This window comes from Myxococcus sp. CA039A (assembly GCF_013336645.1).
Lineage (GTDB): Bacteria > Myxococcota > Myxococcia > Myxococcales > Myxococcaceae > Myxococcus > Myxococcus llanfairpwllgwyngyllgogerychwyrndrobwllllantysiliogogogochensis.
The window spans coordinates 1-23,478 of sequence record NZ_JABUMQ010000103.1 but is presented as its reverse complement, the minus strand read 5'-3'; the positions used below and the strand labels follow the sequence as shown (position 1 = coordinate 23,478).

The window sequence follows — 23,478 nt, the reverse complement described above, 5'->3', positions numbered from 1 at the left end:
GGCACCTTCGCGCTACTTAGGGCGCGCACGCCTCACCGGGAGCAACACACCATGGACGTGGCCGTCCTCACCTATGCCGACCTGCCGGAGCTCGACGCCTTCGACGCTCCCCTGCTTCCCGCCCTGAATGCGCTGGGACTGGATGCGCGGCCTGTCGTGTGGGACGACCCGACGGTGGACTTCCGCACCGTGCGCATGGCCGTCGTGCGCACCACCTGGGACAGCCACCTGCGCCGCGACACCTTCGTCGCCTGGGCGCAGAAGGTCGGCCGCCTCACGAAGCTCCACAACCCGGCCGACGTGCTGCGCTGGAACACGCACAAGTTCTACCTGCGCGAGCTGGAGGCCAAGGGCATCCCCGTCACGCCCACCGTCTGGGTGGAGCGCGGCGGCACGCTCGACGTCGGCGCCCTGGTGAAGTCGCGCGGCTGGGACGCCGTCGTCCTCAAGCCCGCCGTGTCCGCGGGCGCACTCAAGACACACATTCTTCCGCGCGCCGAAGCCGCCGCCGCCACTCAGCTCGTGACGGAGCTGGCCGCCGAGTGCGAGCTCATGGTGCAGCCCTACCTCACCGCCTTCGAAACAGAGGGCGAGCGCAGCTACATCTCCTTCGACGGCGCCTTCAGCCACGCGGTGCGCCGGCCCCCCACGCTGAAGTCCGCGCCCCGGGGCTTCGCCCAGCCCACCGTCTTCACGCCCGACAATCGCGAGGAGTCACGCCTGGCCGAGCGCGTGCTGGAGGCCATCGGCCAGCCGCTGCTCTACGCCCGCGTGGACGTGGCCACTGACAACGAAGGCGTCACGCGCCTGCAGGAAGTGGAAGTCACCGAGCCCTCCCTCTTCCTGTCACTGGACCCCGAGGCCCCAGGCCGACTGGCCCGAGCCATCGCCGCCAGACTCTGAAGCCCTAGAGGCCGCACACCTTCGCGTCGGTGTTGCGGAACACGCAGAGCAGCTTCGGCAGGCGCTTCTTCCAGAAGGACCAGTCGTGCTGCCCGCTCGGCTCGTGCACGTGGGCCACGTCATAGCCCCGGCTCTTCAGCGCCGCGAGGAACTGGAGGTTGGACTGACAGTCGTCGGAGCCCTGCTCGCCGTCGTCCGTGCAGCCCGTCGCCGGCGAGCCGTGGTCCACGTAGAAGCGCACCGGCACCACCGGCTCCTGCCCCGCGCGCAGCACCATGGCGTTGCCGTCGTCCCGGTCCACTTCACCGTCGTGCGGCCAGAACAACGTCCCCGACTGGGTGCCCACGAAGCCGAACTTCTCCGGGAACTGGAAGCCCGCGTACACGGAGATGAGTCCCCCCAGTGACGCGCCGAAGATGCCCGTGTCCCGGGGACCCGTCTTCACCCGGAAGCCCGCCTCCACGCGAGGCATCAGGTCATCCTTCAGGAAGGCCAGGTACTCATCACCCTTGGGCGCGGGCCAGCCCGGGGCGCGCGCGGGCGCGAAGGTGTACTGCGCCAGCCGCACGTCCTGCGTGGGAAGCGCCACGAAGACGAGCACCGCCGCGTCCTGGGGCCGCGCCTTGTAGTGTGCGTCCGCCGCGTCCACGAAGGACTCGCGGGTGATGCTCTCGTTGCCGTCGTGCACGTACATCACCGGCAGCGTCGGGCACTCCGGGCCGTCGTAGGACGGCGGCGTGTAGACGAACACGTCGCGCGCATCCCCGAGCACCGTGGCGCGCACGCCGTACCAGGCGGTGAGCCGCCCCTTCGTCGCGTCCTGCGCGTCCGGATAGACGAGCGAGTTGAACTGGCCCACCGCGTTGCGGTTGAGGCGGTCCCACACCACGTGCTTCGCCCGAGGGTCCTCGAAGAAGCCTCCACCCTTCACCAACTTGTACGGGTGCGGCCCCGTGCGCGGGATGTCCACCTCCGCGACGAACAGGTCCGTGTCACGCACCTGCGCCAGCGGCGTGGCGGTGGGAGACCACTCGTTGAAGTCGCCAGCCACGGACGTGTCGCGCGCGGAGTCGCCACGCGCGAAGAAGACCACCCGCTGCCGGCCCGAGCGCGCATCGCTCACCAGCGGCGTGCCGCCCTGCGCCGCCACATCCGCCACGAACTGGTCGATGGCCGCCGTGCGGACCTCGGGTGAGGTGGCGCGGCTCATCGCCAGTTGCAGGTTCACCCACAGGGAGATGGGCGCGCCGCGCACCACCGCCGAGCGCTGACAGGCCCAGGTCTCCGGCCCCGAGCCGCCGTCCGGCGAGACGCCCCCATCCGGATACGTCTGGGTGAAGGGCGGAGGTGGCACGTACGCCGCGCCCTCGGAGTCATCACAGGCGGACAGCAGCGTCGCGCACAGCAGGACGGCGGACAGACGGCGCATCAACGTCTCCAGTGGCTGGAGGGAACCAGCGTCAGGGCTGGGGCGTGGCGGCGGTGGCGGTGCCCGACACCGTGAACTCGCGCCCCCACAGCCGCACCTTCGCGGCCTTGTCGGCCTCGCCATCGAAGAAGACGCTCGCCTTCACCTTCACCGAGGGCGGCACCTTGATGGAGTCCGCGGCCTGTCCCGGAGAGCGCGCCTGGAGCGGCGTGGCGAAGCCGTCCTTGTCCAGCAACTGCGCGCCGCCACCCTCCTGGAGGCCCAGCAGGTGCAGCGGCTCGGCCGTCTTGTTCGTCACGGCCAGCACCACCTCCACCCCGCCCCCGCTGGACGCCTTCACTTCCAGCACGGACAGCTCCGTGTTGGCGTGGACCTCGTCGGCCGCGGACAGCGTGCGCGAGCCATCCGTGCTCACCGCGCCCTTGCGGCCTTCCTTCATGCCCTCCACCACGCCGCTGCCCGCGCCCTTGGCGACCTCCACCGTCTTGCCCACCACCGCGGCAGTGACGTCCTTCGCGGTTTCACCCTTGCAGGCGGGGACGAGGAGCAACAACGGGGCGAGCAGCAGGCGACGCATGGGACCTCCAGACATATGTGGGCGCGGGTGTACTACAGGCTCCCGCCCGGGCGCGAGAGGGGCCTCCTCGCCTGGATTCCGACCATTCGTGGACACCCAAACCCACCTTCTCGCGCCTGGCGGGCCCCGAAGAGGTTATGAGTTACCCATGGCACGCGCTCTGCTGCTCTCGCTGCTCGTGAGGCAGCACATGGCTCTCAAGGAGAAGTTTCGCGCCAAGTACCCACACCCCTGGTTGGTGTGGGAGGCAGGCGCGTGGAACGTCCCCGAAACGACGGAGGGGAACGTGGGTGCCACTCGGCTGCCCTTGACGGACCTGCGGGACTGCCTGCCCGCCGGGGACGCCATGTGCTTCGAACTGGTGGCCCTGGCCGAGCGAGGCCCCATGCGGATGGGGCGCGCCTCGAACAACGCGCTGGTCATCAACGACGCCACGGTGTCGCGGGAGCAGCTCATCCTCACGCCCCGCCCCGACGCGGGCTGGCACGTCGCGAGGGTGGCGGATGCCCGTCCGGTGAAGCTGGATGGGCAGGAACTCCCCGAGGAGGGCACCGTGCTGAGTCCGGGCGCGAAGCTGGAAGTGGGCGACGTGCGCCTCACCTTCCACGACGCGAGCGGCTTCGACGAGCGCATCTCCCGCATCGCCGCGCAGGTGCTGGCGCAGACGGCCGCCTCGCGCTGAGGCGGGGAGACCTCGGTGCCGCTGCGTGAAGCAGGAGCCCGGCGGTCCGCGCTCAACGTGATGCGGGGGCGGCGCTCGCGGCGCGCGCACCCTTGCGAGGCGCGGTCGCGTTCCGGCTCGCCTTCTTCGCGTTCGCGGCCGGCTTTGGCGCCGTGAGGGACTTGGCGAGCGGCACTTCCAGTTCGGTGTGAGCATCCAGCCGCACCGAGCGCTCCGACGACACGTAGCCCGCAAGTTCCACGCGCAGACTCAGCGGCACCTCGCGGCGCGGCAGCTCGCGCACCAGCGGGGTGATGCCCAGCACCTCACCCGTGTCCGACCGCACCACCTGCGCCCCCTCCGGGAAGGAGTGCACGGTGAGCGTCACTCCGGGCTGCACGGGCGCGGGAGGCAACAGCTCCAACTTCCTGGGCTCGACCCTCCGCTCCGGCGAGACAACGGACACCGGCGCCTGCGCGAGCACGGGCGCATCCGCCGCACCCAGCCCCGTCCACAGCAGCGCGCCCGTCAGCAGCGCCAGCGCGCCTCCACCGGCCAGCATCACCGCGCGGCGACGCCCCGCTCCAACGACGGACATCCGCCGCGTGGGCCGCTCGGACAACTCCATCGCGGCCACCGCCTCCGGCGACGTGGGCACCTGGACGGGCAGCAGCAACAACCCCGTCGTCACCTCCGCGAGCGACTGGGGCCGCCCCTCCGGCTCCTTCGCCAGGCAGCGCATCACCAGCTCCGTGAGCTGGGGCGGCAACGGCTCACCCGAAGGCAGGTGCGAGGGCAGTGGCGGCGGCGGCTGCGTGATGATCTGCACCACCAGCTGCCCGAAGGCCTCTGCCTGGAAGGGCGGATGCCCGCAGAGCATCTCGTAGAAGATGTTGCCCACCGCGTAGATGTCCGAGCGCGCGTCCACCGAGAGGCCCGCGGCCTGCTCCGGGGACATGTACGCCGGCGTGCCGATGATGGTCCCGTCCAGCGTGCCGGTGGGAGCCCCCTCGGAGGACAGGTGCTTGGCCACACCGAAGTCCAGCACCTTCACGAAGTCCGGCTGGCCCGCGCGCTGGGTGAGGAAGAGGTTGTCCGGCTTGATGTCCCGGTGCACCACGCCCACCTGGTGGGCCGCGCCCAGCGCCGCGCACACCTGCACGGCGATGCGCTGGATGCGCGCGAGCGACAGCGGCTCCTGCTTCAAGAGCACGCCGAGCCCCTGGCCCCGCAGCAGCTCCATGACGCAGTAGACGTGGCCACCCTCGCCCTCGTCCACGAAGTCGAAAATCTCCACGATGTGCTCGTGGTTGATTTGATTCACGGTGCGGGCTTCCTGGAAGAAGCGCTGCACGAAGCCGCCGTCCCGCGCGTGCTCCGGCTTCAGCACCTTCAAGGCCACCTGCCGCCCCAGCCGCGCGTGACGCGCCTGGAACACCCGCCCCATGGAGCCTTCACCCAGGAACGTCTCCAGCTGGTAGCTGCCCAGCACGAAGCCCTCCCGCAGCTCCTCGCCCATCCGGGGCTCTCCGCTCATGGAGCCTCCACGACCGGACAGCAGGGTCTGCGCGAAGAGGTCATCGTTGCCCATGGTGTGAAGAACTCTCCATGCTCAGGAGCAACGGCAACCCACACCGGGCCCTCTGTCTTCCATCCAACGTCAGCGCCGTTCCCTCCCTGTGGAGACGACGCATCCGAGGTCCTCGAAGACCCTTCTCCCCGCGCAGGAGAGGTCAGCCCGCACGGACGCGCCCACGCCTCGTGCGCCGTCCTCCACCGGACAGGCTCGCTCACCGGGCTTTGGGACGTCAGGGAGAGGATCACGACTGCGACTCGCGGAGAGGAAGGATGAGACGGGAGGCGGGGCCGGGAAACCCCCACCTCCAGGGAGGTGCTCAGGTGCAGGAGCCCGCCTGACAGACACCCGGCACGCGGTTGCTTCCGACCATGCGCGTGCAGGCCGTGTTGTTCGGACAGTCCGCGGTGTCCGCGCAGTCCTGGCCGTTGTTGCCGTCATTGTCGACGAGGTCGTCGCAGACGGTCTCCTTGCGGGTGGTGCCGTTGCACACGCAGCCGGTACCGCATGACTGGTTGTTGCAGTCGGAGTCCGCGCAGTCGATGCCGTTGGTGCCATCGTTGTCGACGCCGTCGCTGCAAATGGTCTCCCGACGCGCGCCGCCGTTGCACACGCAGCCGGTGCCACACGACTGGTTGTTGCAGTCGGAGTCCGCGCAGTCCAGGCCGTTGTTGCCGTCGTTGTCACGACCATCCGAGCAAAGGGTCTCCCGGCGCGTGCAGTTCTGGAAGCTGCAGCCGCGCCCGCACTCGCCGCTCACGCAGTTGGCGTCCGCGTTGCCCGTCTGGCAGTCAATCGCCCCATTGCCGTCGTCATCCTGGCCGTTGGAGCACTGGACTTCCTTCGCGGCCCCCTGGGTGCACATCACCGTCACCGTCGCGCCGTTGCTGGCCACGGTGACGTAGTCGCAGTCATCGCGGTCCGCGCAGTCCATCTGTCCATCACCGTCATTGTCGGTGACGTCGCGGCAGTTCTGCTCCGCGCACTTCTCGCTGATGCACACCGCGTTCACTTCACCGGCCACGCAGCGCTGGCTGGCACAGTCCGGATCCAAGCAGTCGATCTTGTCATCGCCATCGTTGTCGAGGCGGTCGGTGCAGTCCGACTCCGTCTTCGCCGACGCCAGACAGGTGCAGCCCATGCCGCACGACTGACCGCCACAGTCCACGTCCGCGCAGTCCGTCTGTCCGTCCGTGTCGTCGTCGTTCCCGTTGCCGCACGCGCCCTCGACACAATTGATGCCACGACACGCCAGTCCGGGACCGCACTCCCTGCGCTCGCAGTCGGTGTCGTTGCAGTTGAGCTGGCCGTCGCCATCCTCGTCCGCGCTGTCGGGCGTGCACAGCGACTCCGCCTTGCGGCCCTGGTCACACACGCAGCCGGCGCCGCAGGACTGGTCGTCGCAGTCGTCGCGGTCCGCGCAGTCGATGCTCCGGTCATCGTCGTCGTCCACGCCGTTGCCGCAGCCGGTCTCGGTCTTCTTCCCGTTCTGGCAGGTGCAGCCCGCGCCGCAGGCCTGGTTGTCACAGTCGTCGCGGTCCGCGCAGTCGGCCGGGCCATCCCGGTTGTCATCGATGCCGTTGCCGCAGTCGAGCTCCGTGCGCTTCTGACACTGGCCCTCCACGCAGTTCTGCTGCGCGGTGCACGCCGTGCCGCAGGTGCCGCAGTTGAACGGGTCCGTCATCCGGTCGAAGTCCTCGTCGACCTGACCGTCGCAGTCGTCATCCACGCTGTTGCAGCGCTCGCCGGCGGGCAGCACATCGCCCACGCAGGCCACCGTGCCTTCACGGGTGCAGACGGACTGGCCATCGCGGCACGCGCCTACGTTGCGCAGGCTGGCGGCACCCGAGAAGCACGCCGCCTCCAGCTCGTCGACCGCGCCGTCGCAGTCGTCGTCCACGCCGTTGCACTTCTCGTCGGGCTCCGGGAGACAACAGTACTTGGGTCCCCCGTTGGGCAGCGCCGTACACAGATAACCGTCCCCACCACAGTCCGCCTCCACCGCGCAGGTGTAGGCGGCGTTGTCGGGGAACTCCACCTTGCAGCCCGCCGCGCCGGACACCAGCAGCAGGGCGGCGAAGGCTCGCAGCCAGGAATTGAAGGTCTTCATAAAGCTCAGAAGCTCCCGCCGACGACGACATGGACCGCCGTGGCCGCGCCCGCGCTGACCGTGCCCGCGGGCGTCGGCGCCTCGCTGCGCGAGGGCACCACCAAGAGCCACGTCACGCTGCCCGCCGTCACCGCGCCACCCCCAATGAGCAGCGCCGTGGCGAGGTTCGCCTGCGACTGCGCATCCAGCCGCTCCTTGCGGGACACATCCAGCATCCCGTCTCCATCCGCGTCCTTCGCCCGGCCCTCCACGTCCTTGGCGCCCTTGCCCAGCACCGCGCCCACGCCCACCGCCGCCAGGCCCACCAGCGCGGTGTAGAACGCCGGCCGCTTGTAGATGGGCGTGCCGCGACCGCGCTTCGCCACCTGTCGGGCCACCGCGTCCTCGGGACCCTCCGGCGCCGGGCCGGAGATCTCCATGCGGACCTCCAGTTCCTCGCGCCCACCGGGCTTGAGCGTCACCGTCCGCGTGAAGGACGCATACTCATCCGCGGACACCTCCACCTGCACGGTGCCCGGCGGCAGGCGCGCCTCCACGCTTCCCACGCCGAGGATGCGCTCGCCCGCCTTCACCACCGCCGTGGGAACGTTGACGCTCACCTTCAGCAGCGCGCGCGGGCGGCCCAGCGCCATCATCCGATTGCCCAGCTTGGTGGCCGCCTCCTGCTGGAAGGCCGCGTCCTTCGGGTTGCGCCCCGACACCACGTCCTCGTGCACCACGCCCTTGTCCCTGTCGTACGTCCACGCGCGCAGCGTCCAGCCCGCGTCCTCCAGCGACAGCCGAGCCGTCGTCAGCAGGTCCGCGTCCAGCGACTCCGCCGGCTCCGCCAGACACGACGCCTGCGAGCAGCGCAGCGCCGCGTCGTAGTTCGCCTCCAGTCGCTCGCGCACCTCCCGGGGGCCCGCGCCGAAGGCCACCATGCCGGACGACATCGCGCCCTTCGCCAGCTCCCGCAGCCACACCGACGCCTGCTGCGAGCCCGCGCGCTCTGGCGTGTCCAACCCGAGCAGGACGAAACGCGGTGTCAGCGACACGGCGTTCTCGTCCTCCGCTCGCAGGTCCAACCCCATGTCCTGTCCGCCCGGCTGCTCCGACGGGGACTCCTGGGAGGAGGTCTCTGAGCTGAGGTCCAGCCCCAGGCCGCCCTGCTCCTGAGCCCGCGCGGGACGGGCCAGCAGCGCGAGCGCCAGCATGGCGACAGGCAGAACGACGGGAATGCGCATCCCGCCGTTCTACTCCTTTGCCATTCCCAACGGAATGATCGGTCAGATTCCAGACACCGTGGGTCTGGGGGTGGGTGTCAACCCTGTGCGACATGGCCGCCTGCCCTGCGCACGAAGGGGAAGCGGCTCGGGGCCGGAAGCTTGCCGGGTGTCGCGTGGGTCCTCATCTCCCATCCTAAGGAGGCGTGACACATGGCGGACGCAAAGCTCTGGATTCTTGTGGGGAACGCGAGCCGGGCAAGGCTCTTCGCGACGGACGCGAAGGCGGAGAAGGATTGGAGTCTGGTCGAGGAGTTCCACCACGAGGAGAGCAGGGCCAAGGGCGATGACCTGCGCGACCAGCCAGACAACCCCAACGCCGGCACCCTGCATGGGCCCCCCGGTGAGAATGAGCCCAATGGCCGCAAGGAGTTGGAGCACGAGCGGTTCGCCCGGGAGCTGTCCGGCGTCCTGGACAAGGGGCATGACCGCCACGCCTTCGACAAGCTCGTCATCGCCGCGCCCCCGGAATTCCTCGGGCGGCTGCGCAAGGCGCTGAGCACCCGCGTCCGACAGCGGGTGTTGCTGGACGTGGGCTCGGACTACTCCACCGTGCCGGCCCGCGATTTGCCTGAACGCGTCCCCCTCCTCTAGCGTGGCCTTTTCCGGAATTTCCGGAACAGCAGTCCGGGCGTCAGCGGTGGGGCGACGCCCGGGGCCGCGCGGCACGAGGAGAATGAATGGCGGCGGTGAAGGCGGTCCTGTTGGACCTGGGCAACGTCCTCGTCTTCCACGACAACGCGCTGCTGTTCTCCAGGCTGGGAGCGTGTGCCCGGATGCAGGCGCACGAAGTCTCCCAGCGGCTGATGGGCGCGGGATGGACCGCGGCCAACAAGGGCCTCCTGGACGCCGAGGGCATCCGCCGCAGCGTGTGCGGGGCGCTCAACCTGGAGCTGCCCATGGCGGAGTTCGCGCCCCTGTGGAGCAGCCACTTCACCACCCACGATGCGGTGCTCCCCCGGGTGGAGTCCCTGGTGGGTCGGGTGAAGCTGGTGCTGGTGTCCAACACCAACGCGCTGCACGCGGCCTACCTGCGGCCTCGCCTGCCCCTGCTCCAGCGCTTCGATGCGCTGGTGATGAGCTGCGAGGTGGGCAGCGTCAAACCGGAGCCGGACATCTACCGAATCGCCCTGGAGCGCGCGGGTTGTGCTCCCGAAGAGGCCGCCTTCTTCGATGACCTGGCGGAGTTCGTGGACGCGGCCAACGCGCTGGGCCTGCGCGGCCAGCTCTTCACCACCGCCGCCGCCTTCGACACCCAGCTCGAGGCGCTCGGATTATGAGGCTCGGTGGCTACGTCCTGCACCGCGACAACAAGGACACGCTGGAGCCCTGCCTGCGCGGCCTGCTGGCCCTCTGCGATGACGTGGTGGCGCTGGACTCCGGCGCCACGGACGGCTCGGGGGAGCTGGCGCGCTCCCTGGGGGCGCGCTCGGTGCCACACTCCTGGAAGGGCTATGGCGCCGCGCGAGTGGCCGCGGTGAACGCGCTGGCGCCGTGCGACTACGTCTTCTACCTGGACTCGGACGAGTCGCTGGAGCCCGGCGCCGTGGACACGCTGCGCGCGTGGAAGGGCTCCTCGCCCGACGCCGACGTCTACCGGCTGCCCCGGCGCGACTGGGCGGAGATGGAAGGCCGCCGCTTCCTCTTCCGCACGCAGTGGCGCGCACGGCTGGTGCGGCGGGAGAAGGCCGTGTGGCACGCGCGGCACATCGTCCATGAGGCCCTGCCGAAGATGCGGGGCGGGCGCGTGCTGGCGCCCATCGACCACCGCTTCGCCACCTCGGTGGCGCGCCGCTGCGCCAAGGAGGAGCGCTACGCGCTGCTGTGGGCCCTGCGCGCCCACTTCGAGCAGCGCAGGCTCAAGCCCGTGGTCATCCAGCGCCTGGCCGCGTGGGTGCGCGACTGCGTGCTCACCGGCGCCGTCTTCCGGGGCGGAGCGGACGCCTCCCGGCTGGCGTGGGGCGTGGCTGGCTACCACTCCACCAAGTACGAGTACCTGGGCCAGCTGCGCGAGGGCCGCTTCGCGGAGCTGGCGCGCATCTATTCGGAGGAGCGCTACGACGAGCTGTTCGCCCGCGTGCGCGAGGGCCGGCTGGACTGAGGCCCAAGCCGGCGGCTCACTCGTACTTCGCGACGGGCGGCTCGCGCAGCCCCGCCTCCGCCCACTTCTGGAAGGCGGGCTGGGCCAGGAGCGTGTCGCGGTACGCGGCGCACACCGGCTCCAGCGCCACGTCGTAGGTGACGAAGCGCGTGGCCACCGGCGTGTAGAAGGCATCCGCGATGGTGAAGTGGCCGAAGAGGAACGGCCCGCCCTGCCCGAAGCGGGCGCGGCAGTCGGTCCACAGCGCCTGGATGCGAGCGATGTCCTCGGCCACGCCCGGCACCCGGCCCTGTCCCGGACGGCGCGCGCGCAGGTTCATCCCCATGTGCTCGCGCAGCTTCGTGAAGCTGGAGTGCATCTCCGCCGTCACCGCGCGCGCCACCGCGCGGGCCTCGCGCTCCTGGGGCCACAGCCGGGCCTCTGGAAACGTCTCCGCCAGGTACTCGCAGATGGCCAGCGAATCCCAGATGGACACGTCGCCGTGCTTGAGCAGAGGCAGACGGCCCGTGGGGGAGTGACGGGCGATGAGCTCCCGCGTGTCCGGTGTGTCCAGGGGGATGACCACCTCCTGGAACGGCTGCCCGGTGTGGGCCAGCGCCAGATACGGCCGAAGCGACCACGAGGAATAGTTCTTCGAGGCAACGACGAGGGTGAGCTGGGACATGGCGCGCACGGTAGCGCTCCATGCCACGGGACGCCCGCGCTTCAGTTCGCCGGCGTGTTGCGGCCCAGGAACGAGCGCACGCGCGACAGCCACGGCTGGCGACGGCGGTGCTCCGGCGGGTCGATGCGATACACGGCCACCGGCAGGCGGATGTTCTTCATCTCGCCCCGGCCCAGGCGCACCGGCGGGGACTCCAGCTGCCCCTCCACCTGTCGCGCCACCGTCTCGCTGACGTAGAGGGTGCCGGGCCGCGCCAGCGCCTCGATGCGCGCGGCCAGATTGACGCCCTCGCCGAACACCTCGCCATCGCGGTGCACGACGACGCCCAGGTGCACGCCCACGCGCATCACCACGCGGCGCTCCACGGCCACCAGCCCGTTGTGCACCTCCAGCGCCCGCTGCAGCTCCAGGCCAAAGTCCACGGCGGCCAGCCCGCCCTCGAACTCCAGCAGGAAGCCGTCCTCCAGACGCTTCACCTCGCGGCCACCGTGTCGCGGGAGCAGCTCGCGGACCAGCACGGCGTGCTCGTCGCGCACCACCTGCTGGAGCGCTTCGTCACGCCAGGACTGGCGTCCCGCGGCCTCGATGCCCGTGAACAGGATGGCCGACAGTTTGCCCGGCTCGGGTTCCTCCACCACCATCGCTCAGCTCCCCTCCCCCCGATGCCAATTGTCCAAAACGTTACTCCAGGACGAGGTCCCCGGTCCCAGCCGAGCCCCCCGTCACGGCTGGGACCGGGCCCCGGATGACCTCTCGCCCGGACGGGCGCGGCCATGCATCGCGTGAAGTCCCTCGCTCCTGACGTCTCGGCTTCGACGGCCGCTCGCTCTCAGTCCCGCTGCGTCAGGGCCGGGGAGCGATGGGACGAACACTGAACCACTCTGCTCGACTCCATCAGGATAATTCATCACTGACGCGACGCACAAACAGCCCAGGAGGTCGGACTCCACGGGTGTCCGACCTCCAACGCAGTGAGTCAGGTGCGCGTTCTTCTCAGGACAGGTGAGGGGTGGGCCTCACAGGTCGTCGCAGGGGGTTCCCAGGCGGGCGCCGGTGTAGATGCCGAGCTCGTTGTAGATGAGCGCCAGGTTCTCCGAGACAGGCACCTGTCGCAGCTTGCGGCGGGCCTTCTTCTCCACCCAGAGCGACGGCAGCTCGCGGTCCAGCAGCAGTTGGAGGTCTCCCTTCTTCGTGGAGAAGATTTCCCCCTTCGAGTCGGAGACGACGTTGACCATCTGCTGCTGCTTCATCCGGCCACGGGGGCCGATGAAGACGCGGAAGCTCTTCTGCTCGGCTTGGAGCCGGCCCCGCTCCACCAGGAAGTAGACGCCCTTGGTGTCGCGCAGGAGGGCGTACGGCTCGTACTTCATGGGGCTGGGGGTATAGGCCGCCTTGCGCAGCAGCTCGCGCGAGGTCTCCGTCGCCAGCAGCTTGAAGGCCGTCGCGCGCTGGCCGCAGCGCACCGAGCAGGTGCCCTCCTTCGGGTCCACCTGGACGACGGAGTAGGCGCGCGCGTCCACGCCATTCGCGTTGGATTCCAGGTCCGGGTTCCAGAAGCGGGGCTCGAAGAACGAGCCGGTGGGGAGCCGGACGACGTTGGGGGCGATGGGAATCTCGGTGAAGGTGGCGCCGTCTCCGTAGAAGAGCTGGGGCTGCGAGCTGTCGAAGACCTCCGTCGAGGAGACGTAGTGCCCCTTGCCGTCGGTGCAGACGGCGGTGCGCTCCAGGAGCATGCGCTTGCGCAGCGAGTCCTCGCGCGCCCAGGGGGGCTCGTGGGCCAGGACGGCGGTGGACGACAACGTCAGGAGCAGGGCGAGGCGATGGGCCAGGGACATGGGATGGAGCCTCACAGGTGGTCCAGGAAGAAGTCGGCGTAGGAAGCCGTGTCCATGCCGCCGGCGGCGGGGGCGATGGTCCACTGGAGCGCGCCGCTTTCGACCTTGCCTCCGTAGCTGGCGCCGTTGCGGCACTCCACCCGCTTCAGCGTGCTCTTCACGGTGCGCCGGGCTTCCTCCGAGCCCCGGCACAGGAACTCGAGGGCCTCGAGCGGCCCGGCGCAGTACGCGCCGATGGGGTACTCGCTCAGCTCCTTGTCGGAGACGGTGTCCCAGGCCACCTGGACGGCCACGTTCGAGCCGCACGTCTGGTTGAGCGTCTTCACCTTCTCGGCCAGGTCGCGCTCCTCGGATGCGGCCCAGAACGCCTTGTCGAATGCGGCGGCGCGGGTGAGCGTGCCGTCGGCGAGCTGGCGCTGGTACAGCTCCACCACGTCCTCGACGTCCACCTTCTTCGAGCGCTCCTCGCTCGCGTAGAGGGTGACGGGGTCTTCCTTGTCGAAGCGGTTGAGGGTGTTCCTCCCGTTCGACTTCTGGGACGGCGCCAGTCGCACCAGGCGCAGACGCTTGCCGCGCCAGTCCGTCCAGTAGGAGTTGTCGTCACCGACGCTGTGGAGCGCCACCTTCCCGTCCAGGTCATCGCCCGGGGCGTGGAACTGGACCAGGGCCCGTCGGGGCTCGGCGGGCAGGAGCGGGACGATGGTGATGATGTCCCCTCCCTCGGACGTGAAGACGAGCCCCGTGCCCTCCGGCTTTGGTGCTTCGGTGGTGGGCCGCGCGCTCCGCGAACATCCGAGCGCGACGACGATGACGACACTCAACGCCAACAAGACTCTCAAGCAACGCCCCCTGTTTGTGGAGCCCCGCGTGGACGCCCGACACGGGCGCCGCCGTCACAGGGCGATATCGTACTGCTTGCAGTACTGGCGAACCTGAGCGCGCTCCGCCGTGGGAACTCGAAGCCAGACGGTGCGCGCGTTGGACAAATCTCCCTGGCGGCAGTGGACCCGCGTCAGCAGCGCGAAGGAGGCGCCTGTGACTTGCGACCGCTGACTGCGGCGCACCAGGTGGAGGGCCTCGCTGGTGTCTCCGCTCGCCAGCGCCTTCTCCGCCAGTTCGAGGTCCGCGAGCGCGCCTTCTTGGATGGTCTCCGGGCTGCGTCGCCGCTCCGCCTCGGGCGTCGGACGCGAGGTGCCCACGGGGTTTCGAGCGGCGTCATTCGGTGGGGTTCCGTTGCCCCGGGGTTTCGCCTTCACCTCTGGGGTCACGCTCGTCTCCGCCGCTGGAGGGGCGACTTCCGGAGAGCCGACCGCCAGCGCGCCGTCCGAGTCGGCCTTCTCCTTGGGTGGGTCCGCGGGGGCTTCTCTCGCCAGGGTGGGATTTACATCCGGGGGACTCGCGGGCGCCTGGACAGGCGGAGCCGCCGGGTCGGCGGAGGCGGACACGGAGTCCTCCCGCGACGCGAAGGGCAGGACCCGCGAGAACCCCACGCCCACGGCGATGAGCACGCCCGCGGCCAACGCCATCCAGACCCAGACCTTGCGCGAGCCCGCCAGGACACCTCGCGAGGCGGACCGAATCGTCGGGGGCTCTGGGACCGAGTCGGGCTCCGAAGGGTCCGGACTCATCGGCGCGGCATTCGCGACCGAGGGCCTCCACACCTCGAGCGGAACCGCCGCCGCGGGCTCGGCCACCGGAGGCGCGGGCGGAGCGGAGGACACGACCTTCGGCGGCGACACACGCACCGACTTCCCGATGAGGCCCGAAGCCTCCGAAGGTCGTGAGGCGTCTGCCTGCGCCGAGCGTCGCGAAGCCTCCGGCGACTGCGCGGACTCATGCTGCGCGGGGCGTCGAGACGCATCAGCGGACTGCGCGGACTCACCCTGCGCGGAGCGTCGCGAGGCTTCAGGAGACTGCGCGGACTCACCGTGAGCAGGGCGCCGCGAGGCATCAGGAGACTGGGCGGACTCACCCTGTGCGGAGCGCCGCGACGCTTCAGCGGACTGCGCGGACTCACCCTGCGCGGAGCGCCGCAAGGCTTCAGGCGACTGGGCGGCCTCACCCTGCGCGGAGCGGCGGGACCCGGCGTGCTGGGACGGACGGCGGGGCACGGCGGCCACCGTGGCGGGCCTCGACGGGGGCGACGCGATGGGCCGGGGCTGCACGGTCGCCGTGGGCACGTGCGCTGCGGCCTGCGCGACGACGGGCTGAAGCAGCACGTCCGCGGGCGGCGTCACGGTGCGCAGCGGCGTCCCGGTGAGCGCGGCGATGAAGGCGCTCACGTCCGGGAAGCGGTCCTCGGGGCGCTTGGCCAGCGCCTGTTCGATGGCGCGGATGACGTGCGCGGGAGTCTCCGGCGCCACTTCGGCCAGGGGCTCCGGTGGATCATAAACGATGCGGTAGATGAGCTCCGGCAGGATGCCCCCGTCCTTGAAGGGCAGCTTGCGGGCCAGCATCTCGTACACCATGCACCCGAACGAGAAGATGTCCGTGCGCAGGTCCACGTCCTTGTTCTTCCCCGTGGCCTGCTCCGGCGCCATGTACTGCGGCGTGCCCAGCAGGATGGCGTCCTGCGTCTGCACCGTCTTCGAATCGAGAATCTTGGAGATGCCGAAGTCGAGCAGCTTCACGTGCTCCACCGGCATGCCCGCGATCTCCATGGGCACGAGGAACACGTTGCCGGGCTTCAAGTCCCGGTGGATGACCCCCGCGCCGTGCGCCGCCTGGAGCGCGGAGCCCATCTGCCGGGCAATCGAGTACACCTCCGTCAGCGTCAGGGGCGCGCCCTTGCGCATGCGCCGCGACAGCGGCATCCCGCGCAGGTGCTCCATCACCAGGAACGGCGAGCCGTCCTCCAGCGTGTCGAAGTCGATGACCTCCACGATGTTCGGATGGCCCAGCCGCGACGCAATCTCCGCCTCGCGCCGGAAGCGAAGATAGACATCCTTCCCCAGGCTCGAGTCCGGCCGCAGCACCTTGATCGCCACCTGCCGACCCGGAAGCCGCAGATGACGCGCCAGGAAGACGGTGCCCATGCCTCCCCGGCCGAGCACGCCGGCAATCTCGTACGTGTCCCGTAGGACGGTGCCGAGTGGAATGTCGTGGGCTGGCAAGGAACTCATGGAAGACCGGCCTTCACTCCGGAAGCCGCATTCTATCCTGGAGCCCCTGACACGCCTTGGCCAGTCATCTGGCGTTGCTACACGCCCCCGCGAGATTTCCGCAAGGACACTGAACGCCGGCACGCCTCGGCTCGGGCGCGCCGGCTATCGCCTTCTCACAGCATGAGGAACCGGTGGGGTCCACCGCCGGAGGGCTCCGGCGGCGAAAACCCGGCGCCGGCCTACCTGGCGGGTGGGGTCGCGACCTCGCTCGCGGCGCGCAGCTCCTTCACCACCCGCGTGGCGCCGTAGACGTGCTCCAGGGCGGCGAGGATGCCGTCTCCGTGCACCGCCACGGCGCGGTTCGTCTCTGGGACGTACGCATACCGGCCGCCCAGGGAGTGCAGGTTGCCGTCGAAGACGAGCCCCACGACGCGTCCATCGCGGTCCACGACGGGAGAGCCGGAGTTGCCGCCGATGATGTCGTTGGTGGTGGCCATGTCCAGCGGCGTCGCGTCCGGCACCTTGCCCTTCGCCTTCATCCAGGTGTCCGGCAGCTTGAAGGGCTCCTTGCCGGTGTGGCGCGCATACGCACCGCCGAACGTCGTGAGCGCCGGCACGGGGCGGCCATTCTCGTCCCAGCCCTTCAGCTGGCCGGCGTTGAGGCGCAGCGTGAAGGTGGCATCGGGATAGCCGGAGGTGCCGTACACCGCGAGGTGCGCCTTGGCCAACCGCTCGCCGTTGCGCTTGAGCACCGCCTCCACCGAGTCCTCGTAACGCTTGCGCACCGCGCGCGCCTCCGCGTCCACCTTGCGCGCGAAGAGCAGCATCGGGTCCTTCGACGCCTCCACCGCCGCCTTGCCTCCATCCAGCAGGGCCTGCCGCGTCTTCACGTCACCCAGCTTCGTGCCGCGCACCAGCGAGCGGGCCAGGGACTCCGGAGACTCCGTTCCGAGCACCTGCCGCACGAAGGGGTCATCCGCGCCCAGCGTCTCGCGCAGGCGGCCGAGGCCGAAGGCGAGCACCGCCTCGTCCAGCTCCACGGCGATGGGCGCGCCGCGCAGCAACTGCTGACGCAGCGAGGGGAGCTGCGCGTCGGTGTACTCGCGCAGGCGCTCCGCGTTGGGCTTGGGCTGCTCGTCGGCGATGCGCACCAGGTGACGCGCCAGCGAGTAGAACTCCGAGGAGAACGCGTCCCCGCCCTCCTTCATCCGGTACTCGGGCAGCATCCGGCGATACGTGTCGAGCGCCTTCGCCGTCTCCTCCCACGCCCCCGCCGTGGCGGCCTTCACCGTGGCGTTGGCCTCCACGCGCTTGCGCAGCTCCGCCTCGTCCTCCCGCTTGCGCGCCAGCAGCGACGGGTCCGCCAGGGCCTGGTGCCGACCGCGCAGCGCCTTCAGGCCGTTCTCCACCCCGCGCAGCCGCGAGCGCGTGGTGCGGTAGCGCTCCGGCGAGCCGCTGGAGAACTCCTTCAACTTGCCGCGCAGCTCGGAGAGCATCAGCAGCGTGTAGGGCAGGTTCACATCGCGCTGGAACTCCAGCTCCGCGACGCTGGCCTTGCGCTCGGTGCCACCGGGGTGGCCGGAGACGAAGACGAGGTCCCCGTCTTTGGCGCCCTGCTTCGCCCACGGCAGGTAGTCCGGGCTCTTCGCGGGCGCGTCGTCCTTCCACACGCGCAGGAACGCCACGTCGTAGCCGAAGCGCGGGAAGTTGAAGTTGTCCGGGTCCCCGCCGAACGCCGCCATGGAGAACTCCGGGGCGAAGGCCAGGCGCACGTCCTGGAAGCGGCGGTACTCGTAGAGGTGATACTTGCCGCCGTTGAACAGCGTCACCACGTCACAGCGCACGTCGGTGGACGTGGCGCACGCGGACTCCACGGCGGACATCTCCTTCTTGAGCGCGGTGTTGTAGGCGGCGCCGGTGAGGCCCTTCGTCGCCGCGTTCATCCGCTCGGTGACGTCCGTCATCTTCACCAGCTGGTTGGCCTCCACCTTGGGGCAGCGGCGCTCTTCCGCGGGGGTGCGGGCCTGGAAGCCCTTGGCCAGCAGGTCGTCCTTGGGCGAGGACAGGTCCTCGATACAGCCGCGGACACAGTGGTGATTCGTCATCACCAGGCCGTCCGGAGACACGAAGCTGGCGGAGCAGCCACCGGCCAACCTCACCGAGCCGAGCCGGACCTTGTCCAGCCATGCTTGAGTGGGCGTGAAACCATGGGCCTTGTTCACCGTCTCCACGGGGAAGGCGTCGTAGGTCCACATGCCCTCGTCCGCGGCGGCGGGGAGAGACATGAGCAGGCCAAGTGCGAGCAATGCACGGTCCACGGTGTTCGTCCTTCTGGCTGATGGGGTGAGAAAGGCGCCGGTGAACGCCTGCTCGGAGAGTGCATTCCCGAGCGGGAATCACGCGTCGCGTCAGGTATGGTGGAGACAATGGCCGCGAAGCACCACATCTATCTCGTCCCCGGGTTTTTCGGGTTCATCAACCTGGGCGAGCTCGTCTACTTCGGACACGCGCTCGACTACTTGAAGGCGGAGCTGGCTCGTCGAGACATGGGTGAGTCGGAGGTCGTCATCGTCCTGTCTCACCCGACGGCGTCCATCCGGACTCGGACGGCGGACCTGCTCCGAGCCGTGCAGGAGACGGCGAGCGGTGATGACGGCCCCATCCACCTGATAGGGCACTCGACGGGAGGCCTGGACGCGCGGCTGTTCGTCAGCCCGGGCGCGCAGCTCGCGGAGGGGTTGGAGCTGGAGCCGTTCGCCCGGCGGGTGCGCTCGGTGGTGACGGTGTCCGCGCCGCACGCGGGCACGCCGCTGGCGTCGTTCTTCCTGGGGCTGTTCGGACAGCGGCTGTTGAAGCTACTGTCCCTGTTCACCGTGTACGTGCTGCGCTTCGGCCGGCTGCCGCTGCGGGTGGTGTTCCGCTTCGGGCACCTGATGGCGCGCGTGGATGACCAGCTCGGGTGGAAGCAGACCTTGTTGGATCAGCTCTATGACCAACTGCTCGGGGACTTCTCCTCGGAGCGGCGCGACGCGGTGGCGAAGTTCCTGAGCGATGTGGGCAACGACACGTCGCTGATTCCGCAGCTCACGCCGGAGGGCATCGACCTGTTCAACGCGAGCACGTTGGACCGGCCGGGTGTGCGCTACGGCTCGGTGGTGACGCAGGCCCGGCCACCGTCGCTGCGCACGCGCGTGTCGGCGGGGTTGGACCCCTACGCGCAGCTCACGCACACCATCTATGCGTTCATGTATGGGCAGACGCAGCGGATGCCGCTGACGGCGCTGCCGCTGCACTCACCCGCGCAGACGGCGGCGCTGGTGCAGGCGTATGGGGCGATGCCGGGCCCCACGGCGTGTGACGGCATCGTCCCCACGCGCTCGCAGGTCTACGGGCGTGTGCTGGCGGCGGTGCGCGCGGACCACCTGGATGCGATTGGCCACTTCGACCAGCCGGCGCATCAGCCGCCGCACGTGGACTGGCTCATCTCCGGCTCCGGCTTCCGGCGGCCCCAGTTCGAGGCCACCTGGAAGGCCATCACCGACTTCCTCTTCGAGGACGAGAAGCGCTGACGCCCTGAGCGGGCCCTCGGATGCCTCTCGGGACGGTGGCGCGATTCGATGAATCTTTGGCGCCATGCGATTGGCGCGCGTGAGGGCGGTTCGTAACTCTTGGGCGTGGCCGAATTCACGGCGCGACGAAGAGAAGGACGGTCCCCATGTCGAAGGTCTGGCTCATCACTGGAAGCTCTCGCGGCCTCGGCCGTGATTTGGCGGAGGCCGTGCTGGCGGCCGGTCACCGGCTCGTGGCCACGGCGCGCAAGCCGGAGCAACTGAAGGATTTGGTGGAGCGGTATGGCGACCGGGTGCGCGCCGTCGCGCTCGACGTGACGGACTCCGCCGCGGCACGAGCCGCCGTCGCCGAGGCGACCTTGGCCTTCGGACGGCTGGATGTCGTCGTCAACAACGCGGGCTACGCCAACGTGGCCGCAATCGAGGACGTGGACGAGGCGGACTTCCGCGAGCAGTTCGAGACGAACTTCTTCGGGATGATGCATGTCACCCGCGCCGCCCTGCCGGTGCTCCGCGCGCAGCAGGACGGCCACATCATCCAGGTGTCCTCCATCGGCGGACGCCGAGGCTCGCCCGGACTGGCGTCGTACCAATCCGCGAAGTGGGCGATGGAAGGGTTCTCGGAGGTCCTCGCCCAGGAAGTGGCGCCGCTGGGCATCCGGGTGACCCTCGTCGAGCCCGGAGGCATGCGCACCGACTGGGCCGGCTCGTCCATGAACGTCGGTGACATCAGCGACGCCTACAAGGCCACCGTGGGCGCCTTCTCCCAGCACGTGCGCCGCGGCGCGGACAGCCCGCGCGGAGACCCCATCAAGGCCGCGAAGGCGATTCTCCAGATTGCCGACGAGAAGCAGCCACCCCTGCGGCTGTTGCTCGGCTCGGACGCCGTCTTCCTCGCGGAGCTCGTCGTCCAGCAGCGCACGGCGGAGGACTCGCGGTGGAAGTCGCTCAGCGTCTCCACGGACATTGATGGCCTCGTCCCCTTCGCGGAGACTCCGGTCGCCAAGATGCTGATGCCCAAGAGGAACTGACGTGCCCGCCGACCTCGTCCCTGTTCCCAGCGTGCTGCTCGACCGCCTCACCGCGCTCGGCGTCGAGGTCGAGCGCGTGCTGCGACACGCGGGCCTGGTCCGCTCCCGCTTCCAGGAGCCCAAGGCGCGCCTGACGACCCAGGAGTTCATGGCGTTCTGGCACGCGGTGGAGGCCACGGGCGGAGGGAGGGAGGTCGGCCTGCGCGTGGGCTCCGACGCCAGACCCCATCACTTCGATGTCGCGACGATGGCGGCCCTCCACTCCCCCACCCTCGGCGAGGCCCTGGCGAAGCTCGCCCGCTACAAGGGTCTGGTCTGCCCGGAGGAGGTGAGCGTCGAGGTCGTGAAGAACGAGGCGCGGTTCAGGTTCCACTGGCTGCTGGCCGAAGGACCGCTGCCCCTGTTCCTGGTCGACGCGACGTTCGCTTCCACCCTGGCGCTCGCGCGGCGAGGCACCGGCAAGCCCCTGGTGCCCAGGCGTGTCGAGCTGGCGCGACGTCGCTCCGACGCGGAACTGCTCACCCGCCACTTCGGCTGCAAGGTCCGCTTCGATGCCCCCGTGGACCTGCTCGTGTTCGAGGCGAGCGCGCTCGACGAGCCCCTCCTGACGCACAACGCGGACCTGCTGGCGCTGCTCGTGCCGGGACTGGAGCGGGAGCTGGACCAGCGACGGCGACACACCCTGGCGGACGACGTGCGGCTGGCGTTGAGACGCCGCATGTGTGGCGAGCGTCCCTCCGTCGACAAGGTCGCCGAGGAGCTGCACTTGAGTTCGCGCACGCTCCAGCGAAAGCTCGAAGCCGCGGGGACCACGTATCAACTCCTGCTGGATGAAGTGAGACACCAGGCCGCGCGCCAGTTGCTAGGGAGCACGGACCTGGACGCCAACGAAGTGGCCTTCCTGCTGGGCTTCGAGGAGCTGAACTCCTTCAGCCGTGCGTTTCAGGGCTGGGAGGGAACAACACCGTTGCGCTGGCGCGGGGCCACGCGCGAAGAGGCTACCGGGTCGGGCCGTCGAGCACCCCGCACAGCGTCCTGACAGCGGCGCGAAGCCCGGCGGGACTCGCGCCGGAGAAGCCCAGCACCAACCCCTGCTCGCGCTTTCGCCCCAGGTAGAGCGGAGACAGCCGGCGAGCCCCCAGCCGCCGTGCATCCGTCCGCGCAATCACAGCCTCATCCAGGAGCCCTTCGGACAGGAAGGCCGTGACATGCATGCCCGCCTCCGCCGTGCCGATTCGCAGCACTCCGGGTGCCTCGCGTTTCAGTGAATCAAGGAGCGCGTCGCGGCGCTCCGCATAGACCAGGCGCATCTGTCGAAGGTGCGCGGCGTAGTGCCCTGACTCCATGAACCGCGCCATCGCGGCCTGCGTGAGCGGAGGCGCGTGGCCATCCGTGGCGGCGCGCGCGGCGGTGAAGGCGTCCACCAGCGTTTCCGGGACGACGAGGAAGGCCAGCCGCAGCGAGGGGAACATCACCTTGTTGAACGTGCCCGCGTAGAGGACTCGCCCCGCCACGTCCATGCCCTGAATCGCGGCGAGCGGCCGGGTCGCGTAGCGGAACTCGCTGTCGTAGTCGTCCTCGAACAGCCACATCCCGGAGGCGCGCGCATGCTCCAGCAACGCCAGCCTCCGCGACAGGCTCATCGTCACGCCCAGCGGGTACTGGTGCGAAGGCGTGACATAGGCCAGCCGTGCCTTCGGCGCCCGCGACACCGCCAGCTCCACGCGCGGGCCCTCCGCATCCACGGGGACGGGATGCAGGCGCGCTCCCGCCGACTCGAAGGCCACTCGAGCGCCGAGGTACCCCGGCTCCTCCAGCCACACCCCGTCCCCTTCATCGAGGAGCAGCCTCGCGGAGAGGTCCAGGGCCTGCTGCGTGCTGGAGAAGACCAGGACCCGCCGCCAGTCACACCGCACGCCACGCGCAGGTCCCAGGTGGGCCGCGATGGCCTCGCGCAGCGGACGAAAACCCTCGGGCTCGCCCGCGGTCATCCGCCCGGGCTCCAGCACCCGGGCCTGCTTCGCCACCGCGCGTGCCCACAGCTTCGCGGGGAAGAGGTCCAGCGCGGGCAGGCACGGCGTGAAGGGCCGCACGTCACGCGGCTCGGGCGGAAGCACCTCGCTCGCCATGCGCTGCCCCCGGCGAGACAGCCCTCCCTGTCGCGTGGCCTTCGCGCTCCCACGCGCGAGCGGAGACCGGGGCTGACGGGCGTGCTCCGGCAGCGCGACGACACTGCCCGAGCCCACGCGCCGCTCCAGGAAGCCCTCCGCGTCGAGCTGCGCGAAGGCCTCCTCCACCGTCCCCCGTGAAATCCCCAGCTCCCGGGACAGCGTGCGCGTGGACGGCAGCCGGCTTCGTGGCGCGAGCGTTCCCGCGAGGATGGCCTCGCGCAGCCGCTCATAGAGCCGCCGATGCAGCGAGCCCGCTTGCCTGCCTGTGTCCGGCAACAGGAAAGGCAGCGACACACCCACGGAGCGCTTCGACATGCGCACTCTGTAGTCGGCCCCCTGCCCCATCACAACCCGATGCGGCCGGAAGTGGTCCAGTCGACTGTCGCTGAATGGCGCTTTCGCGTGGACCACTCCGGGAGCACTGTTCCGGGCATCGAAGCCCAGGGAGTACCCGTCATGACCACGCCCGCCACCCCGTTCTCCTT

General features: G+C 69.9%; 20 protein-coding genes. 8 read left to right on the top strand and 12 right to left on the bottom strand.

What is annotated here, in order from left to right; genetic code table 11:
* Positions 1 to 51 precede the first annotated feature (51 nt).
* Complete coding sequence (locus HR086_RS18790; RefSeq protein ID WP_174459839.1) at positions 52 to 903, top strand: RimK family alpha-L-glutamate ligase; 852 nt, start codon at positions 52 to 54, stop codon at positions 901 to 903.
* Positions 904 to 907: 4 nt separating this feature from the next.
* On the opposite strand, the gene HR086_RS18785 is transcribed toward HR086_RS18790, so the two are convergent.
* On the bottom strand, positions 908 to 2,332 hold the full coding sequence (locus HR086_RS18785) for an esterase family protein (RefSeq protein ID WP_174459840.1): 1,425 nt from the start codon (positions 2,330 to 2,332) through the stop codon (positions 908 to 910).
* A 31-nt stretch (positions 2,333 to 2,363) separates the two neighbouring features.
* Entirely contained in the window at positions 2,364 to 2,909 is a 546-nt protein-coding gene (locus HR086_RS18780) for a hypothetical protein (RefSeq protein WP_141640947.1), read from the bottom strand.
* Positions 2,910 to 3,057: 148 nt separating this feature from the next.
* Between HR086_RS18780 and HR086_RS18775 the strand changes: the two genes are divergently transcribed.
* Positions 3,058 to 3,591 carry an FHA domain-containing protein gene (locus HR086_RS18775; RefSeq protein ID WP_141640948.1) on the top strand — a complete coding sequence of 178 codons (534 nt, stop codon included), beginning with the start codon at positions 3,058 to 3,060 and terminating at the stop codon, positions 3,589 to 3,591.
* 52 nt (positions 3,592 to 3,643) lie between these two features.
* Here the strand turns inward: HR086_RS18775 and HR086_RS18770 are convergent, their stop codons facing one another.
* From HR086_RS18770 to HR086_RS18760, 3 genes are all read right to left on the bottom strand, one after another.
* Complete coding sequence (locus HR086_RS18770; RefSeq protein ID WP_174466300.1) at positions 3,644 to 5,161, bottom strand: serine/threonine-protein kinase; 1,518 nt, start codon at positions 5,159 to 5,161, stop codon at positions 3,644 to 3,646.
* A gap of 304 nt (positions 5,162 to 5,465) precedes the next feature.
* Positions 5,466 to 7,256: a hypothetical protein gene (locus HR086_RS18765; RefSeq protein WP_174466299.1), complete on the bottom strand. Its 1,791-nt coding sequence runs from the start codon at positions 7,254 to 7,256 to the stop codon at positions 5,466 to 5,468.
* A 5-nt stretch (positions 7,257 to 7,261) separates the two neighbouring features.
* Positions 7,262 to 8,479 (bottom strand): hypothetical protein, encoded by a 1,218-nt coding sequence (locus tag HR086_RS18760; RefSeq protein ID WP_174454412.1) that lies wholly within the window; start codon positions 8,477 to 8,479, stop codon positions 7,262 to 7,264.
* Between the two features lie 192 nt (positions 8,480 to 8,671).
* Between HR086_RS18760 and HR086_RS18755 the strand changes: the two genes are divergently transcribed.
* From HR086_RS18755 to HR086_RS18745, 3 genes are all read left to right on the top strand, one after another.
* Complete coding sequence (locus tag HR086_RS18755) at positions 8,672 to 9,112, top strand: host attachment protein (protein ID WP_141640951.1); 441 nt, start codon at positions 8,672 to 8,674, stop codon at positions 9,110 to 9,112.
* A gap of 86 nt (positions 9,113 to 9,198) precedes the next feature.
* Positions 9,199 to 9,798 carry an HAD family phosphatase gene (locus HR086_RS18750; RefSeq protein WP_174459843.1) on the top strand — a complete coding sequence of 200 codons (600 nt, stop codon included), beginning with the start codon at positions 9,199 to 9,201 and terminating at the stop codon, positions 9,796 to 9,798.
* Complete coding sequence (locus tag HR086_RS18745; protein WP_174454410.1) at positions 9,795 to 10,619, top strand: glycosyltransferase family 2 protein; 825 nt, start codon at positions 9,795 to 9,797, stop codon at positions 10,617 to 10,619. Before HR086_RS18750 ends, HR086_RS18745 begins: the two co-directional genes overlap by 4 nt.
* Positions 10,620 to 10,635: 16 nt before the next feature.
* On the opposite strand, the gene HR086_RS18740 is transcribed toward HR086_RS18745, so the two are convergent.
* From HR086_RS18740 to HR086_RS18715, 6 genes are all read right to left on the bottom strand, one after another.
* Positions 10,636 to 11,283, bottom strand: coding sequence for a glutathione S-transferase family protein (locus HR086_RS18740; RefSeq protein ID WP_174454835.1), 648 nt, complete (start codon positions 11,281 to 11,283; stop codon positions 10,636 to 10,638).
* Between the two features lie 41 nt (positions 11,284 to 11,324).
* The gene (locus HR086_RS18735; RefSeq protein ID WP_141640954.1) at positions 11,325 to 11,924 is read right to left on the bottom strand and encodes an adenylate/guanylate cyclase domain-containing protein; all 600 of its coding nucleotides are present in this window, start codon (positions 11,922 to 11,924) and stop codon (positions 11,325 to 11,327) included.
* A gap of 375 nt (positions 11,925 to 12,299) precedes the next feature.
* The gene (locus tag HR086_RS18730; RefSeq protein WP_141640955.1) at positions 12,300 to 13,118 is read right to left on the bottom strand and encodes a hypothetical protein; all 819 of its coding nucleotides are present in this window, start codon (positions 13,116 to 13,118) and stop codon (positions 12,300 to 12,302) included.
* 11 nt (positions 13,119 to 13,129) lie between these two features.
* Entirely contained in the window at positions 13,130 to 13,957 is an 828-nt protein-coding gene (locus HR086_RS18725; protein ID WP_174466298.1) for a hypothetical protein, read from the bottom strand.
* A 54-nt stretch (positions 13,958 to 14,011) separates the two neighbouring features.
* Positions 14,012 to 16,240 (bottom strand): serine/threonine-protein kinase, encoded by a 2,229-nt coding sequence (locus tag HR086_RS18720; protein ID WP_174466297.1) that lies wholly within the window; start codon positions 16,238 to 16,240, stop codon positions 14,012 to 14,014.
* 221 nt (positions 16,241 to 16,461) lie between these two features.
* Positions 16,462 to 18,540 (bottom strand): S46 family peptidase, encoded by a 2,079-nt coding sequence (locus HR086_RS18715; RefSeq protein ID WP_174466296.1) that lies wholly within the window; start codon positions 18,538 to 18,540, stop codon positions 16,462 to 16,464.
* Between the two features lie 108 nt (positions 18,541 to 18,648).
* Here HR086_RS18715 and HR086_RS18710 point away from each other — a divergent pair, with 108 nt between their 5' ends.
* From HR086_RS18710 to HR086_RS18700, 3 genes are all read left to right on the top strand, one after another.
* The gene (locus HR086_RS18710; protein ID WP_174454406.1) at positions 18,649 to 19,791 is read left to right on the top strand and encodes a triacylglycerol lipase; all 1,143 of its coding nucleotides are present in this window, start codon (positions 18,649 to 18,651) and stop codon (positions 19,789 to 19,791) included.
* A 146-nt stretch (positions 19,792 to 19,937) separates the two neighbouring features.
* Positions 19,938 to 20,822, top strand: a complete 885-nt coding sequence (locus tag HR086_RS18705; RefSeq protein WP_174466295.1) for an oxidoreductase — start codon at positions 19,938 to 19,940, stop codon at positions 20,820 to 20,822.
* Position 20,823: 1 nt separating this feature from the next.
* Entirely contained in the window at positions 20,824 to 21,861 is a 1,038-nt protein-coding gene (locus tag HR086_RS18700; protein ID WP_174466294.1) for an AraC family transcriptional regulator, read from the top strand.
* On the opposite strand, the gene HR086_RS18695 is transcribed toward HR086_RS18700, so the two are convergent.
* A complete protein-coding gene (locus HR086_RS18695) occupies positions 21,821 to 23,308 on the bottom strand; it encodes a PLP-dependent aminotransferase family protein (protein ID WP_174466293.1) in 1,488 nt (495 codons plus the stop codon). The genes HR086_RS18700 and HR086_RS18695 overlap by 41 nt on opposite strands.
* Between the last annotated feature and the right edge of the window lie 170 nt (positions 23,309 to 23,478).

Coding starts and splice junctions, on each gene's coding strand:
- HR086_RS18775 (WP_141640948.1), top strand. CDS start 3,058: ATGGCACGCGCTCTGCTGCTCTCGCTGCTCGTGAGGCAGCACATGGCT.
- HR086_RS18710 (WP_174454406.1), top strand. CDS start 18,649: ATGGCCGCGAAGCACCACATCTATCTCGTCCCCGGGTTTTTCGGGTTC.
- HR086_RS18765 (WP_174466299.1), bottom strand. CDS start 7,256: ATGAAGACCTTCAATTCCTGGCTGCGAGCCTTCGCCGCCCTGCTGCTG.
- HR086_RS18785 (WP_174459840.1), bottom strand. CDS start 2,332: ATGCGCCGTCTGTCCGCCGTCCTGCTGTGCGCGACGCTGCTGTCCGCC.
- HR086_RS18730 (WP_141640955.1), bottom strand. CDS start 13,118: ATGTCCCTGGCCCATCGCCTCGCCCTGCTCCTGACGTTGTCGTCCACC.
- HR086_RS18740 (WP_174454835.1), bottom strand. CDS start 11,283: ATGTCCCAGCTCACCCTCGTCGTTGCCTCGAAGAACTATTCCTCGTGG.
- HR086_RS18695 (WP_174466293.1), bottom strand. CDS start 23,308: ATGTCGAAGCGCTCCGTGGGTGTGTCGCTGCCTTTCCTGTTGCCGGAC.
- HR086_RS18705 (WP_174466295.1), top strand. CDS start 19,938: ATGTCGAAGGTCTGGCTCATCACTGGAAGCTCTCGCGGCCTCGGCCGT.
- HR086_RS18770 (WP_174466300.1), bottom strand. CDS start 5,161: ATGGGCAACGATGACCTCTTCGCGCAGACCCTGCTGTCCGGTCGTGGA.
- HR086_RS18720 (WP_174466297.1), bottom strand. CDS start 16,240: ATGAGTTCCTTGCCAGCCCACGACATTCCACTCGGCACCGTCCTACGG.
- HR086_RS18750 (WP_174459843.1), top strand. CDS start 9,199: ATGGCGGCGGTGAAGGCGGTCCTGTTGGACCTGGGCAACGTCCTCGTC.
- HR086_RS18790 (WP_174459839.1), top strand. CDS start 52: ATGGACGTGGCCGTCCTCACCTATGCCGACCTGCCGGAGCTCGACGCC.
- HR086_RS18745 (WP_174454410.1), top strand. CDS start 9,795: ATGAGGCTCGGTGGCTACGTCCTGCACCGCGACAACAAGGACACGCTG.
- HR086_RS18760 (WP_174454412.1), bottom strand. CDS start 8,479: ATGCGCATTCCCGTCGTTCTGCCTGTCGCCATGCTGGCGCTCGCGCTG.
- HR086_RS18780 (WP_141640947.1), bottom strand. CDS start 2,909: ATGCGTCGCCTGCTGCTCGCCCCGTTGTTGCTCCTCGTCCCCGCCTGC.
- HR086_RS18755 (WP_141640951.1), top strand. CDS start 8,672: ATGGCGGACGCAAAGCTCTGGATTCTTGTGGGGAACGCGAGCCGGGCA.
- HR086_RS18735 (WP_141640954.1), bottom strand. CDS start 11,924: ATGGTGGTGGAGGAACCCGAGCCGGGCAAACTGTCGGCCATCCTGTTC.